Annotated in this window: 14 protein-coding genes; all 14 read left to right on the top strand. The window is 71.6% G+C overall.

Annotated features, from left to right (window positions below; all coding sequences use genetic code 11):
• Positions 1-8 precede the first annotated feature (8 nt).
• On the top strand, positions 9-1,523 hold the full coding sequence (locus H5J30_RS00175) for a phage portal protein (protein ID WP_181785080.1): 1,515 nt from the start codon (positions 9-11) through the stop codon (positions 1,521-1,523).
• Positions 1,516-2,199, top strand: a complete 684-nt coding sequence (locus H5J30_RS00170; protein WP_220188364.1) for a VG15 protein — start codon at positions 1,516-1,518, stop codon at positions 2,197-2,199. The genes H5J30_RS00175 and H5J30_RS00170 overlap by 8 nt, the downstream gene beginning before the upstream one ends.
• Before the next feature lie 46 nt (positions 2,200-2,245).
• Complete coding sequence (locus tag H5J30_RS00165) at positions 2,246-2,887, top strand: hypothetical protein (RefSeq protein ID WP_181785078.1); 642 nt, start codon at positions 2,246-2,248, stop codon at positions 2,885-2,887.
• Positions 2,888-2,920: 33 nt separating this feature from the next.
• Positions 2,921-3,904 (top strand): SU10 major capsid protein, encoded by a 984-nt coding sequence (locus H5J30_RS00160; protein ID WP_181785077.1) that lies wholly within the window; start codon positions 2,921-2,923, stop codon positions 3,902-3,904.
• A gap of 69 nt (positions 3,905-3,973) precedes the next feature.
• Complete coding sequence (locus tag H5J30_RS00155; protein WP_181785076.1) at positions 3,974-6,013, top strand: glycosyltransferase; 2,040 nt, start codon at positions 3,974-3,976, stop codon at positions 6,011-6,013.
• Entirely contained in the window at positions 6,010-6,735 is a 726-nt protein-coding gene (locus H5J30_RS00150; protein WP_181785075.1) for a glycosyltransferase family protein, read from the top strand. Before H5J30_RS00155 ends, H5J30_RS00150 begins: the two co-directional genes overlap by 4 nt.
• Positions 6,671-7,294 carry a hypothetical protein gene (locus H5J30_RS00145; protein ID WP_181785074.1) on the top strand — a complete coding sequence of 208 codons (624 nt, stop codon included), beginning with the start codon at positions 6,671-6,673 and terminating at the stop codon, positions 7,292-7,294. The genes H5J30_RS00150 and H5J30_RS00145 overlap by 65 nt, the downstream gene beginning before the upstream one ends.
• Entirely contained in the window at positions 7,291-7,653 is a 363-nt protein-coding gene (locus tag H5J30_RS00140) for a hypothetical protein (RefSeq protein ID WP_181785073.1), read from the top strand. The genes H5J30_RS00145 and H5J30_RS00140 overlap by 4 nt, the downstream gene beginning before the upstream one ends.
• A 9-nt stretch (positions 7,654-7,662) precedes the next feature.
• Positions 7,663-7,995 carry an HK97 gp10 family phage protein gene (locus H5J30_RS00135; protein WP_181785072.1) on the top strand — a complete coding sequence of 111 codons (333 nt, stop codon included), beginning with the start codon at positions 7,663-7,665 and terminating at the stop codon, positions 7,993-7,995.
• Positions 7,995-8,396 carry a hypothetical protein gene (locus tag H5J30_RS00130; protein ID WP_181785071.1) on the top strand — a complete coding sequence of 134 codons (402 nt, stop codon included), beginning with the start codon at positions 7,995-7,997 and terminating at the stop codon, positions 8,394-8,396. The genes H5J30_RS00135 and H5J30_RS00130 overlap by 1 nt, the downstream gene beginning before the upstream one ends.
• A 75-nt stretch (positions 8,397-8,471) precedes the next feature.
• Positions 8,472-9,056: a phage tail tube protein gene (locus H5J30_RS00125; RefSeq protein ID WP_181785070.1), complete on the top strand. Its 585-nt coding sequence runs from the start codon at positions 8,472-8,474 to the stop codon at positions 9,054-9,056.
• An 88-nt stretch (positions 9,057-9,144) separates the two neighbouring features.
• A complete protein-coding gene (locus H5J30_RS00120) occupies positions 9,145-9,552 on the top strand; it encodes a hypothetical protein (protein WP_181785069.1) in 408 nt (135 codons plus the stop codon).
• 59 nt (positions 9,553-9,611) lie between these two features.
• Positions 9,612-9,968, top strand: a complete 357-nt coding sequence (locus H5J30_RS00115; protein ID WP_181785068.1) for a hypothetical protein — start codon at positions 9,612-9,614, stop codon at positions 9,966-9,968.
• Between the two features lie 19 nt (positions 9,969-9,987).
• The gene (locus H5J30_RS00110; RefSeq protein ID WP_181785067.1) at positions 9,988-14,694 is read left to right on the top strand and encodes an aggregation-promoting factor C-terminal-like domain-containing protein; all 4,707 of its coding nucleotides are present in this window, start codon (positions 9,988-9,990) and stop codon (positions 14,692-14,694) included.

Here is a 14,694-nt window from a genome sequence, read left to right as displayed (position 1 = left end):
CCGTGCCGATGAGCGATTCGGAGCTGACGAACATCTCGGCGTGGCTGCTGTCCGCGCGGCGTGCGGAGTCGGGGCGGCTGTCGCTGATCCATCAGTGGATCCGCGGCGAGATGCAGGACATCTACGTGCCGGCGTCGGCGACGGCGGAGTACCGCAAGCTGGTGGATCAGGCACGGTTCAACATCCTGCCGTTGCTGGTGTCGAGCCTCGCGCAGAACCTGTTCGTCGATGGCTACCGGCCCGCCGGGCTCAGCGAGAACGCCTCGGCGTGGGATGTGTGGCAGGCGAACCGGATGGATGCGCGGCAGGCCGGGCTGTACCGGTCGGCGCTGCGGTACGGCTACTCCTACGCCACGGTGCTGCCCGCCGCGGAGGATGCGGACCAGGGGCATCCGGTGATCACTCCGTGGTCGCCGCGGCGGATGACGGCGCTGTACGCGGATCCGATCAATGACGAGTGGCCGCGGTATGCGGTGAGCGTGGGGATCCCCCGACCGGTGCTGGATGCGAAGACGCCGCAGATGGTCACCGACATCACCGTGTACGACGATCAAGCCGTGTACACCTTCGAGTTGCCGGCCGAGCTGGTGACTCCGGCGGTGTCCGGCGCGTTCTCGGAGTATCTGCCGTTCGAAGGGCTGGCGATCGACCCGGCGAAGGTGAAGGTCGGCGAGCATGATCAGGGCGTGTGCCCGGTGGTGCGCTACCTCGACAGCTTCGGCGACCTGGACGACGGGCCGGAGGGCGTGGTGTGGCCGATGCTGCCCGCGCAGCGGCAGTTGAACCAGTCGACGTTCGGGCTATCGATGGCCGAGCTGTACACCGCTTTCCGGCAGCGCTGGGTCACCGGCATGGCGATCCCCGAGGACAACGACGGCAGCCCGGTCGAGGCGTGGAACGCTGCGGTCAACAGGGTGTGGCACGCCGAGTCGCCGGACACGAAGTTCGGGGACTTCGCGGAGACGAACCTGTCGGGCTACCTCGACTCGCGGGACAAGACGCTGCTGTACGTCGCGAGCGCGCGGCAGATCCCGCCGCACTCCCTGGTCGTCGGCAACGCCGTGTCCAACGTGTCTGCGGAGGCGCTGGCGGCGCTGGAGGCCGGGCACCAGCAGGACATCGCCGAGCACAAGACCAGCTTCGGGGAGTCCAACGAGCAGCTACTGCGGCTGTGCGGGCGCGCGGCGGGCGATGAGGCGGCGTGGGAGGACACCAGCGCCCAAGTGGTGTGGCGCGATACCACCCCGCGGTCCCTGGCGCAGATCGCCGACGCTCTGGGGAAGCTCGCGACACAACTGGAGATCCCGCCGCGGGAGTTGTGGGAGCGGATTCCCGGGGTGACGCAGCAGGACGTGGAGCGGTGGGAGCGGGGCGCGGACGAACGGGCCGGCATGGAGGACATGGCGGCGCTGCTGGATTCGCCACCGCCCGACGGGGGCGAGGACCCGGGGGTGGATGATGCCGAACCCGACCGCGCAGGCGCTGACGCGCCGTCACCAGCGGACCGTGCTGCGGTTGGCTGAACTGCTGGCCCGCCGCCTGCGGACGGTCGCACTGCGCGCTGACGCCGAGAATATCGACGGCTGGTGGCAGCGCATCGCGCCGCTCGTGCAGGACGAGATCCTGGCCGGGCAGTCGGCGCTGGCCCGGCTGGCGCGCGGCTATGTGGTGGAGCATGCCCGGCTGGAGGGTGTCCGGCTGGGCCGCCCGGCGGACTGGCAGCCGTCACCCGAGCAGGTCGCTACGAGCCTGCGCGTAACAGGCCCGGTGGCGTTCCGCGAGCACATGCAGATCAGCGGCAGCCCGGACGCGAGCGTGCGGACGATGGCCGACCGGCTGGAGGGCTCGGCGACCCGGCTGGTCCTGGAGGGCCACCGCGGCACCGTGTTGCGCACCGTGCAGGACTCGGGGGGCGCGGCGGGGTGGCGAAGGGTCGCCGGCCGGCCGGAGCCCTGCGCGTTCTGCCTGGCGCTGGTCTCCCGCGGCGCCGTGTACTCCAAGGCGACGGCGGCGTTCCAGGCACACGACTGGTGCGCGTGCACACCAGAGCCGCTGTACCGGCACGAGGCCGAGCCGCCGGAGGTGCAGGACCTGTACCGGCAGTGGCGGCAGGCGACGCACGGAACGTCGGGCGCCGCATCGCTGCGGGCGTGGCGCGCCCATGTGGACGCCAAACGCCGCCAGGGCGCCGCTGCTTGAGATTCCCCGCCGCGAGGGCGGGGCGAAGGAAAGGGAGTTGGCCGCGATGGCTGACGAAGAGATCACCGACAATCCGGAGACGCCCGCGACGGGCGACGAGCCGGAGCCCACCCCGCAGCCGGCCGATCTGGGTGACGCCGGGAAGAAGGCACTCGCGGAGGAGCGCCAGGGCCGGCGGGAGGAGGCGCGGCTACGCAGAGAGGCCGAAGCGCGCCTGAAGGAGCTGGAGCCGCTGGCGGCCGAGGCAGAGAAGGCGCGTGAGGCGCGGAAGTCCGCCGAGGAGAAGCTCAACGAGAAGCTCACTGCGGCGGAGCGGCGCGCCGTCGACGCGGAGCAGAGGCTGCTGCGCTCGGAGGTCGCGGCCGAGAAGGGCCTGACCGCAGCGCAGGCCAGGCGCCTCGTGGGTGCGACCCGCGAGGAGCTGGAAGCGGACGCGGACGACCTGCTGACCGTGTTCGGCCCCAGCGGGACGCCTGAGCCGGACGCCGCCGCCGATCGCGACCCTGCGCCGGACGGCGAGCCTGCGGCGCAGCGGACGCCGCCGGAGAGGCTCCGGCCGGGCGGCCTACCGACACCGAAGCCCCCGACGCTCCCGGAGCAGATCGCCGCCGCGGAGAAGGCCAACGACTGGGGCACGGCGCGGCGGCTCAAGACACAGCAGCTGGTCGAAATGACACAGCAGACCTAACGGCAGGAGTCCCTGCCAGGAAGGAAGGCCGAAATGGCCGGGATCACCGGGCAGGGGACCACGTTCAACCTGCCGAACTACGTCGGGGAACTCTTCGCGGAGTCGCCGCAGGACACCCCGTTCCTGTCCGCGATCGGCGGGCTGACGGGAGGCGAGGCCGCGGCCACCACCCTGTTCCAGTGGCAGGGCTACGACCTGCGGGACGCCGCCGACGACCGGCAGCGGCTGGAAGGCGCCAACGCGCCGACCGCCGAGCAGCGCGCGCGGTTCAACGTCACGAACGTGGTGGAGATCCACCAGGAGGCCATCGAGGTCTCCTACACCAAGCTGGCGGCCACCGGGCAGTTCAACTCGACGGGCTCGACGCACCCGGGCAGCGTGGGCATCGAGGGCTCGAATCCGGTGATGAATGAGGCCGACTGGCAGATCCGCCAGGCCCTTGTGCAGATCGCCCGCGACATCGAGAAGACGTTCATCGGCGGCACGTTCCAGAACCCGGCGAACAACTCCACGCCGCGGAAGACGCGGGGCCTGCTGCCGGCGATCACCACGAACGCGATCGACGCGGCCGGCGCTCAGCTCGACGACGACACCGTCATCGACCTCCTGCAGATGACGTGGGAGAACGGCGGCATCCAGGAGTCCGACACGGCGACCCTGATGTGCAACGGCTACCAGAAGCGCCGGCTCACGAAGATCTTCATCACGGATAACAACTACCAGGAGCAGACCCGGAGCGTCGGCGGCGTCTCGGTGTCGACCATCGAGACCGACTTCGGCCGCCTCAACGTCATGCTCAACCGGTACATGCCGACGGACACCATCGCGGCCGTGTCGCTGGAGCAGTGCGCCCCGGCGTTCCTGCTCATCCCGGGCAAGGGGTTCCTGTTCGTGGAGCCGCTGGCGAAGGTCGGCGCGGCCGAGCGCAGCCAGATCTACGGCGAGGTCGGGCTGAAGTACGGCAACCAGAAGGCCCACGGCAAGATCACCGGGCTCGCGGACAGCGCCGGGTCCTGACCGCTGCGCGGCCCGCCCCCCGCCGGCGGGCCGCGCCCCTTCCCCGTCTGCGATGCACAGGAGGTGCCTGTGGCCACCGTTACCGTCTCCATGCCGTACCACGGCTGCCCGGACACCGTCCGGCGCGCCGTGGACGCGGTCCTCGGCCAGACGCACACCGACCTGGTGTGTGTCGTGGTCAACGACGGCGACACCGCGGCGCCGCCGTGGCCGGCGCTGGCCGACATCACCGACGAGCGGCTGGTGCGCCTGGACCTTCCCGCCCAGCGGGGGCGGTACTTCGCCGACGCCGTGACCCTCGCCGCGTGCCGCACCGAGTGGTGGACAATCCACGACGCCGACGACCGGGCCGCACCCGGCTGGCTGGCCACCATGCTCGCCGCCGTCGACGGCGCGGACGTGGTGCTGACGTCGCAGACGGTGCACCAACTCAACGGGAAGACAGTCACCGAGAAGGTGCGGCCGTGGGCGGACGGCGCCTACCGCCATCACGCCCACATGGCCGGCCTGTGGCGCACCAGCTTCCTGACGGCGCTCGGCGGTCCGCACCCGGGTTACCGGGTGGGCTGGGACACCATGCTGACCGGGACCGCGCTGGCGATGGGCCGTGCCGTGGTGCTGGACGATCCGCTGTACGAACGGCACCGGCGCCGCGGCTCACTGACGAACGCGCCGTCCACCGGAGTCCGCTCGCCGCTGCGGAAGGAGACCACCGCCCGGCTCCGTTCGACGTGGCCGGCGATGACGAAGGCCGCCGACGACGGCGAGGCCGCAGTCCGCACGGTCCTCACCGCTGCGGTGTCCGCCGAGGACCGCGAGCACGTGGCCGCCGACGCCGGCCGGCTCGTCGCGCTCCTCGACGGCGACACCACCCCCTCTGCGGCATCTGAGCCCCCGGCCGTGGAGGACGCGGGCCTGTGGTCCGGGTGGGCGCTGGACCAGCCGGGCGCACAGGCGGTCGCCAAACTGCTCGCCGAGCACTCCCCGCAGCTGGTCGTCGAGGCAGGTTCGGGTTCGTCCACGGTGCTGCTGGCCGAGTACGCCCGCGACCGCGGCGCCACGGTCATCTCCCTGGAGCACCAGCGCCGCCACCGGGACGCCACAGCGAAGCTGCTGGCCGGCCGGGGACTGGCCGGGTATGTGGATCTGCGGCTCGCTCCTCTGCGCCGCACGCCCGCCGGCCCCTGGTACGACACGGCACTGCCCGACGGTATCGGCCTCGCCCTCGTCGACGGGCCGCCGGAAGGCGACGGCGGCCGGGCCGCGGCGCTGGCGAACCTCTCCCCGCATCTGGCCGCGGACGCCGTGCTGCTCCTCGACGACGCCGGCCGGCCGGGGGAGCGTGCCGCGCTCACCGCGTGGGAGCGATCCGGCGCGGTGGTGGAGCATCTGTCCACCGATGGGAAGCCGATGGCGCTGGTGCGCGCCCGGGCCCCCGGGCGGGTGGATGCCTCCGAGGTGGTCCTCACACTACTGACCGGCGACCGGCCCGAACTGCTGGCCGACACCCTCGCCGCGCTCCGCGAGAGCTCACCGGGGCTGCTGGAGAGCGCGCACGTCATCGCCCTGGACAACGGGGCCGACCCCGACAGCGGCGCCGTTCTCGACGAGTACGCCGACGTGCTCGACGTCCGCGAGAACCTGCCGGACCGCGCGGCGATCGGTGAAGCCACCTCCCACCTCGCCGCCGCAGCGGCGGCAACCGGGCGGCCGTACTGGCTGCACCTGGAGGACGACTGGCGGGCCCTGGCGGACCATCCCGGCTGGCTCGACGCGGCCCGGACCATCCTCAACCAGCAGCCTGAGGTGTATCAGGTGCGGCTGCGGCACGACAGCGAGCAGGTGCTGGCCTGGCACATGCGCACCAAGGCCCGGCTGCGCTGGAAGGCCCGGGACGGCTGGCGGTTCGCGCCGGAAGCGCACCTGACGACCAACCCCAACTTGACCCGGGCCGCGGACATTGCGGCTGTGTGGCCGGCAGGCGGGGAGGGGGAGGCGCAGGGACGTGCGCACGGAGCTGGCCTGCGCGGGGTCGCACAGCTGGTGCCCGGGGTGTTCGTGCACACCGGCGCCGGGAGCCGCCGGGCGGTCACGAAGTGCCGGCCATGACCGTGTCCGTGGTCGTCCCATGGCGGGCCGGCTGCCCGCACCGGGAGGCGGCGCTCACCTGGGTGCTGCAGCAGTGGCAGGCCGCCGGATACGCGCCCGCGCTGGGCGAGCCTCCGGCCGGGCCGTGGTGCAAAGCCGCTGCGGTCGCCGCTGCGTTGCCCGGCGTCTCGGGCGAACTGCTGGTCATCGCGGACGCGGACGTGTGGACGGACGGCGTCGAGGCCGCGGTCGCCGCAGTCCGGGGCGGTGCGCCGTGGGCGGTCCCGCACGGGCAGGTGCGGCGCCTGAGCAAAACGGCCACCGCCATCATGTTGGCCGGCGGCGCCCCCGAGGGTCCGCTGACCCGCCCCCCGTACACCGGGTACGCCGGCGGCGGCATCACGGTCCTGCCCCGCGCGCTCTATGAACGGGTGCCGCTGGATCCGCGGTTCACCGGCTGGGGCCAGGAGGACGAAGCGTGGGCGCTGGCGCTGCGCACCCTCGCGGGCCTGCCGTGGCGCGGCACCTGGCCGCTGTGGCACCTGTGGCACCCGACGCAGCCGAGGGACTCCTCCCGCTGGGGCTCGGTAGCCGGGCGGGCACTGTACGAGCGGTACCGCCGTGCGGCCCGCACCCCTGACGCCATGGCGGCGCTGGTCGGCGAAATGGAGGTGGGTCATGGAGCCTCTCGCGACAGTCGCCTCCCTGGAAGCGCGCCTCGGGCGGTCGCTGACGTCCGATGAGGCCGCGCGGGCGGTCGCTCTCGTCGACGACGCCAGCGCGCTGGTGCGGGCCTGGACGAGGCAGCAGTTCTCCGTCGTGACGGACGACGCGATCGTGTTGCACCCTGTCGGTACCGTGGTGCGGCTGCCGCAGCGCCCGGTCACGGCCGTCGCGAGCGTGCATGCCGTCGGCCGCGATGGCGAGCCGGACATCGCCCTGTCGGGCTGGATGTGGGACGGACGCGACAAGGTCGACCTCATGTGCGCAACCCCGGCCGGCGACGACACCCCCACATGGTGGAGGGCGCACGGCCCGGACACCTACCAGGTGACGTACTCCCACGGGACTGCGACCCCGCCGGCGGATGTGGTGGCGGTCGTGTGCCGCATGGTGACGCGGACCCTGACGGCGCCGACCGCCGCGGGTGGCGTCACCAGCGAGACGATGGGCCCGTACTCGTACCGCACGGACGGCTCCGGGTCGGGCATCGGGGTGACGATGACGGGCGATGACCGCGCGCTTCTCACTGCGGGCGGCCACCGGCGCACCGCCGGCACCACGCAGGTGCGGGCGCTGTGATCGGGCGCGGGGAGACGGTGGTGCGGCTGCGCCGCGGGCCGTCGCCGGGCCGGGATCCGCGGGGGCAGCCGATCCCGGGGCCGCTGACCGAGACGGAAATGCCGGGATGCGTAGTCGCTCCCCGGACCGGCTGGTCGGAGGCCCCGTCCGCGGGCGGAACGCTGCAGCAGGCCCGGGATACGGTCATCGTCGGCTACATCGTCTACGACCCGCAGCGCAGGGACTGGCAGACGACCGACCAGGTGCGTATCCGCGGCGAGGTCTGCGGGATCACCGGCCAGCCGGGCGACTGGGCCCGCAACCCGTTCACCGGGACTGGCGCCCCGCTCGAATTCGCCGCCGACCGGGTCACGGGATAGGGGGCGGCCATGCCTGCGAAGTTCCGCATGTCCAGCAAGGGCGTCGGGCAACTCCTGCGCTCACCGATGGTCGAGACGGAGATGCTGCGCCGCGGCCACACCATCAAGGGTGTGGCGGTGGCGACCTCCCCGACGGGGGATGCCGCCCGGGATCCACATCCCGGCCTGTACAAGGCGTCGTGGCACGTCAAGTCGTCGCGGCGCGGCGGCTGGAAGAAGGACCGGGCGACCGCCACGGTCTACAACACTGCACCGCACGCGAAGTTCGTCGAGTACGGCACCGAGAACCACCCCGGCCGGCACATCCTGCTGCGCGCGGCGCAGATCGGGGGCCGGAACTGATGGCCGCCGTCGGCTCCGTCGACATCGAGGTGGAGCTGATCGCCTGGCTGGTCGCGCGCCTCGATCCGGATGTCGTGGTCCGCGACGAACTCGACAACACCCTCCTCAACGAGCTGCCGACAGTGCAGGTGGAACGCCTGCCCGCAGGCGCCGATGACGGTATCCGCCTCGATCATGCCCTGGTCGACGTCGACGTGTACGCGGCGACGAAGAGCGAGGCCGCCGACCTAGCCAACCTGATCCGCGGCCTGCTGCACACGCAGCTGCGCGGCTCGGTCACCGAGAACGCCGTCTTCGGCCGGATCGTCACCGAGGCCGCGCCTGCCCGGCGGCCGTATGAGAACACCGCCCTGCGCCGCATCGGCGCCACCTATTCGATCTACTTTCACCCGGTCTCCTGACCGGTTCGGGCCCGCGCCGGACCTGAATCACCGACCCCCGCCGCCGCGCGGGGATTTCGCATGTTGGGAGACCCCATGGTTGAGATCACCCGTGCGGCGGACCTGATCGAGGTCGGCGCAGACGGCGGAGGGTGGGTGGCGCCGCTGGGCACCGCCTCGCCCGGCGACCCGGAGGTACAGCCGGAAGACCCGTATCTGCCGATCGGCGCGTTGAGCGAGGACGGCCTCGTGCAAGGCTTCGACGAGGACAGTCAGAGCCATACCCCCTGGGGCTACACGTCGCCGATCCGCACCAGCATCACCCAGAGCCTGCGGACGTTCTCGATCACCGCGTGGGAAACCGGTCGGGTCGTCGTGCAGTCGTTGCAGTACCGCAAGGACATCGCCGACCTCGCCCCGGTGAGCGGGCTGACGACGTTCGCGGAGACCGCGAGCCCGCTGCCGGACCGACGGGTGTTCTGGTTCGTCGTCCTGGACGGCGAGATCGACCGCGGCTTCTACGTCCCCGAGGGGGAGATCACCGAACGCTCGGACGTTACGCACAAGCAGGACGAAGTTGCGGGCTTCCAGTGGACGATCACCGCCTATCCGGACGCTGCCGGCAACACGGTCTATCACGCGGACCGGGTGCCGGAGACGCCGGCGTACACGGGTTCCTGACCCCCTGACGGGTGGCGGGCCGACCTGGCGCGGGCCCGGCCCGCCACCTCCAACCCCCTGCCCGCGCCACGAGAGAAAGGGCCCGCGCATGCCGCCCACCACACGACAGGCCACCAGCCGCAAGCCGTCCGCCCCCCGGGCCATACCCCGCAGCGAGCCTGCCGAGGACACCGACGACGACTACCCGGACGCCGCCGAGGCGCAGGAGATCGAAGCCGAGGGCCACTACGTCACAGCGCTGCTGGCAGGCGAGGAGATCCGCATCGTGCCGCCCGGCGCGTGGCGGCAGTCGTGGCAGACGGCCCTCGCCGAGGGCAAGTTCAACGTCTTCGCCGAGCACGTGGTGCACCCCGACGACCTCGACACGTACTTCGATATCGACCCCACGAACGACGAGTTCGAGGCGTTCGTCGCCGACGCGGCAGGGCAGGCCGGTGAGAGCCTGGGGAAATCGCGTGGACGCGCCGGACGCTCCAGGCGCACGCGGAGGCGATAGAGGCCGACTTCGCCCGCTACTACCCGGGCACCGACCTCCTCGGCATCTACCGCGGCGAGTTGTCGTGGCGCCGGCTGCGGGTGCTGATCCAGCACCTGCCGCCGGAGTCCGCGACGATGACCGCGATCCGCAACGCCACCCCCGAAGCAGAGCTTGAGCGTGCCTCGGCGGCCGCGGAGCCGGAGAAGGGCCGCTGGTCGCAGATGGAGCAGCTCCTCGCGATCCTCATCGACGTGCAGCGGCAAGCCCTGTACGCCTTCCATGTCGCCAACAGCGACAAGAAGGCGCGGCGCGGCATCGAGCCTCCGGAGCCGGTGCGCCGACCCGGCTCACGTCCGCCGCGGAAGAAGACCACGCCCCTCACCGAGGAGCGGGCCGACCGTCTGTTCCGGCTGATCAACGGCGGGGCCGCCTGACGCAGGAGGGAGTCCTCCTGTGGCGATCACCGTTGGCTCCGTCGAGGTCGATGTCGTCCCGAACACGCGAGGCATCTACCAGCGGCTGCGGTCTCAACTCGTCCCCGAGGCGAGCCGCGCGGGCCAGGATGCCGGTGAGGCCGCGGGCAGGCGCTTCGGCCCTGCGATGGCCGACGCCGCGGGCGGGTCGGCATCTGTCATCGGACAGCGCATCGGCCGCCAGATCGGGCAGCGCATCGTCGCCGAGATCAGCGACAGCATCCGCGACGGCATCAACAACGGCGGCCGGGCCGGACGGCCCGCCGCTACCCGGCAGGGCTCCGAGTCGGGCGGCGCGTTCGCGCGCGCCGCCCGGGCTCGTATCGAGGCCGCGATGCGGAACCTGCCGGACGTCGAGATCGGCGCTGACACCACTCCGGCGCAGGCCGAGATCCTGCGGCTTCGCGCACAGTTGGCACGCCTGGCCGATCAGGAGATCGGTGTCGACATCAGCTCGGGTGCGGCGATGGCGGAGATCGAGCGCATCCGTGCCCGTCTGCAGGCCCTGTCCGCGTCCGATGCCGACGTGCAGGTCCGTGTCGACGCCGGGCAGGCGATGGCGGAACTCGCCGCCGTCGGGGCCATGATGTCGGCACTGGACCGCCGCGACATCGACATCAACGTGAGCACCCGCCAGGCTCGCATGGCGGTGCTCGTGCTGGCCGCCGCGATCGGCAGCCTCGTCGCCATCCCCGCGGTGCCGGTACTGGCCGCGGGCATCGGGTCGATCACGGCGGCTGCGCTCGCCGCGGGCGCCGGCGTCGGTGCGCTCGCCGCCGCGGCGGTCCCGGCGGTCATGGACATCGCGAACGCCCTGAAAGCGCAGAAGGCGGCGTCCGATGCCGCGGCCACCGCAACGGCAAAGGGCGGCCAGACCGCCGCACAGGCCGCCCAGAAGGCGACGCAGCTTGAAGGCGCGCAGCAGGCGCTGGCCACGGCGCACCGCAACGCGGCGAGGCAGATCGGGCAGGCCGAGCAGGGCGTGTCCGACGCGGTGCGGCAGGCGGCGGAGAACAGCGAGCAGGCCGCACAGCAGGTCCAAGACGCCAAGTCCTCCCTCGCATCCGCGGTCGAGCAGGCCGCGGACCGACAGCGTGCCGCGGCGGAACAGGTCGAGAACGCCGAGGACTCCCTCGCCGACGCCCAGCGCACCGCCCGGCAGGCGCAGCGCGACCTCACCGCCGCCCGGCGGGAGGCCGCCGAGGAGTTGGTCGACCTCGGCAACCGCCTCGCGGGCGCACAACTCAGCGAGCGGGACGCCGTCCTGGATGCGCAGGAGGCGATGGCCCGTCTCAACGCCGTCAAGGCCGCCGGGAGCAACGCGACGCTGCTGGAGCAGCAGCGCGCGCAGCTCGCCTACGACCAGGCGGTGCAGCGGCTCAAGGAACAGAAGCTGGAGACGACCCGGCTCGCGGCGGAGAAGAAGGCTGCGGACCGGGCGGGCGTCGTCGGCTCGGAGCAGGTGCGCACCGCGCAGCAGCGGCTGGCGGACTCCCAGGAGTCGGTGCGCGACCGCGCCAGGGATCTGGCGGACGCGCAGCGGGAGGCCGCCCGGCAGCAGGTGCAGTCCCAGCAGGACATCGCCGCCGCCCAGCAGCGGGTCGCGGAGGCGCAGCGCAACGTTGTGCGGGTCCAGGAGGACGGCGCCCGGTCCGTGGCCCGCGCGCAGGAGCAGCTCGTAGTAGCGCAGCAGTCGGCGGCGGACTCTATCGCGGGTGCTCAGCGGCAGATCCGCTCGGCGCAACTGTCGGCGGCCGGTGGTGCGGATCAGGCGGCGGTTGCGCAGGCGAAGTACCAGGCCGCGCTGGCGGCTATGTCGCCCGCGGCGCGCGGCACCTTCAACGCCTTCGTGCGGCTGCGGACCGCGTTCAAGGGCTGGTCGAGGGAGTTGCAGCCCACGATCATGCCGCTGTTCACGCGCGGCATCAACGGGCTGCGGCGGGCCCTGCCCGGACTGACGCCGTTCGTGATCGAGGCCGCGAAGGCGGTCGGGGAACTGCAGAACCGGGCGGCCCGCGGTTTCCAGTCGAAGGGCTGGAAGACGTTCAAGAAGGACCTCACGGGCTCCGTCCGTCCGGCGATCGTCGGGCTGGGCGTCGCGCTCGGGAACATCGCGAAGGGCCTGGGCGGCATCGTCGCCGCGTTCCTGCCTCACATGGACTCGATCTCCGATCGGATGGTCGGGATCACGGAGCGGTTCGCGAACTGGGGCACCAGCCTGAAGGGCAGTCCGGAGTTCGAGGGGTTCCTCGACTACTCGTCGCGGATGGCGCCCGTGCTCGCAGCCGGGCTGGGTGACATCGGCCGCGCGTTCTACGAGGTCTCGAAGAGCCTGGCCCCGCTGTCGGGGCCGGCGCTGGAGACCCTCGGCGCGCTGGCACGCGGCGTCGCCTCTATCGCGGAGACGCTGCCGTGGCTGGTCCAGGGCATCTACCTGGTGATCATCGCCACGAAGGCGTGGACGCTCGTGCAGTGGCTGCTGAACGCGGCGTTCGCGGCCAGCGGCATCACGCTGATCATCATCGCGATCGTCGCCCTCGTCGCCGCGGTCGTCTATGCGTACAAGAGGTTCGGCTGGTTCCGCGCCGGGGTGCAGGCCGCCTGGGAGGGCATCAAGACGGCTGCTCTGGCGGCCTGGAATGCGGCATTGAAGCCCGTGTTCGAGGCCATCGGCACGATCGTGATGTGGCTGTGGACGAAGATCATTAAGCCGTACTTCGACTTCGTCTTCGCGTACTACCGGCTCCTCGGCCGGATCGCGCTGTGGCTGTGGCAGACGATCTTCGAGCCCGTCTTCAAGGCCATCGGGAAGATCGTCAAGTTCTGGTACCAGCAGGTCATCAAGCGGTTCTTCTCGCTGGTCAAGTTCTACTTCCAGACCATCGGCGCGATCGTCATCTGGTTCTGGCGGAAGGTCTTCCAGCTCGCCTTCAAGGCCATATCGACGATCATCCGCCTGTGGTGGACCCAGGTCGTGAAGCGCTACTTCGGCCTGGTCCGGGCCGCGATCCGCGTCCTGGCCGACGTGTTCCGCTGGCTGTGGCGGAAGGTCGTCACGCCCGTCTTCAACGGCATCCGCTCCGTGATCAAGGGCGTGTGGGAGAAGGGCATCCGGCCGGCGTTCAACGCACTGAAGACCGCCATCGGCCGCGTCGCCGACGCCTTCCGGACCGCGAAGGACGCCATCGGCCGCGCCTGGGACAAGATCAAGGGTCTGACGAAGAAGCCGATCAACTTCGTCCTGAACACCGTCTGGAACAAGGGCATCGTCAAGGTCTGGAAGAAGATCGGCGGCTGGATCCCCGGTCTTCCCGACCTGAAGACTGTGCCGCTGCTGGAGCGCGGCGGTGCGATCCCCGCCCAGCCTGGTGTGTTCAACAGGCCCACCGCGATCGTCGGCGAGGGGCGGGGTTCTCACCCTGAGTACGTCATCCCGACGGACCCGAAGTACCGTTCGCGTGCTCTGGGCTTGTGGCAGCAGGCTGGCGGTCAGCTGATGGAGGACGGCGGCATCGTCGGCAAGCTCGGCCGCCTCGTCGGCATCGGGACCAGCGGCACCGCCAAGGGCGCGAAGTTCCTCTCCGACCCGGTCGGGAATCTGGGCCGCCTGCTTGACCCGTTGCTGAAGCCGTTGCGGAAGATCGGAGATACGGGCTGGGGTCAGATGGTCCTCGCCCTGCCGAAGACCATCATCAGCGGACTGAAGGGGCTCGTGAGTGGTGCGGCGGGCGGCGGCGCGAAGGTCGCCGATGCGCTGCGCTGGGCCCGCACACAGGCCGGGAAGCCCTACCAGTGGGGCGGCAACGGCAACCCGAGCTGGGACTGCAGCGGCTTCGTCTCTGCGATCGAATCGGTGATCCGCGGGCAGAAGCCGCACCGCCGGTGGTCGACGCACGCTTTCGCGGGCGGCGCCGCACCCCCCGGGTGGAAGCGGGGCCTGAGGGCGCCGTACCAGATCGGCGTTACGCACAGCGGAGTCGGCCACACCGCGGGCACCCTCGGCGGTGTCAACGTCGAGTCCCGCGGCGGCGACGGCGTGCTCGTCGGCGGCCGGGCCCGCGGCGCGAACCACCCCATGTTCAGTTCGGTGTATGGCTTCGCGCCGTCGATCGGCGGCGGCAGCATCACCGGCATCGCGGGGGCGAAGTCGGCAGCGCGGGAGATGCTCGGGCAGTTCGGCTGGGGCGACCGCCAGTGGCCCCCGCTGGACAAGCTGTGGACCCGCGAGTCCGGGTGGCGTTGGAACGCAAGAAACCCCAGCTCAGGGGCCTTCGGCATCCCGCAGAGCTTGCCCGCCTGGAAGATGGCGTCGGCCGGCGCCGACTGGCGCACCAACCCCGCCACACAGATCAAGTGGGGCCTGGGCTACATCGACGGCCGCTACGGCAACCCGGCCGGGGCATGGGCACACAGCCAGCGCGTCGGCTGGTATGACGACGGCGGCTGGTTGCCGCCCGGCGGCCTGGGCTTCAACGGGCTCAGCCGGCCGGAGGCGGTGCTCACCCCGCAGCAGTTCAAGGCGATGGAGGGCGCCGCGTCGACGGGCGTCACCGCCTCTGGCGGCGGCGACTTCACCGGCGATCTGTACCTCGACAGCGGTGAGTTCCTGGGCCAGGTCCGTGGCGTGGTGCAGCACGAGAACCGAGAGCTGGCGTCGGCGCTGCGCTCCGGCCGGACGGGGAGGTGA

It is taken from the genome of Streptomyces phytophilus (genome assembly GCF_013870535.1).
GTDB lineage: Bacteria > Actinomycetota > Actinomycetes > Streptomycetales > Streptomycetaceae > Streptomyces > Streptomyces phytophilus.
The sequence above is the reverse complement of the archived record's forward strand: the minus strand, read 5'-3'. Positions and strand labels throughout refer to the sequence as shown.

Coding starts and splice junctions, on each gene's coding strand:
- H5J30_RS00120 (WP_181785069.1), top strand. CDS start 9,145: ATGCCGCCCACCACACGACAGGCCACCAGCCGCAAGCCGTCCGCCCCC.
- H5J30_RS00135 (WP_181785072.1), top strand. CDS start 7,663: ATGCCTGCGAAGTTCCGCATGTCCAGCAAGGGCGTCGGGCAACTCCTG.
- H5J30_RS00175 (WP_181785080.1), top strand. CDS start 9: ATGAGCGATTCGGAGCTGACGAACATCTCGGCGTGGCTGCTGTCCGCG.
- H5J30_RS00160 (WP_181785077.1), top strand. CDS start 2,921: ATGGCCGGGATCACCGGGCAGGGGACCACGTTCAACCTGCCGAACTAC.
- H5J30_RS00150 (WP_181785075.1), top strand. CDS start 6,010: ATGACCGTGTCCGTGGTCGTCCCATGGCGGGCCGGCTGCCCGCACCGG.
- H5J30_RS00130 (WP_181785071.1), top strand. CDS start 7,995: ATGGCCGCCGTCGGCTCCGTCGACATCGAGGTGGAGCTGATCGCCTGG.
- H5J30_RS00125 (WP_181785070.1), top strand. CDS start 8,472: ATGGTTGAGATCACCCGTGCGGCGGACCTGATCGAGGTCGGCGCAGAC.
- H5J30_RS00145 (WP_181785074.1), top strand. CDS start 6,671: ATGGAGCCTCTCGCGACAGTCGCCTCCCTGGAAGCGCGCCTCGGGCGG.
- H5J30_RS00165 (WP_181785078.1), top strand. CDS start 2,246: ATGGCTGACGAAGAGATCACCGACAATCCGGAGACGCCCGCGACGGGC.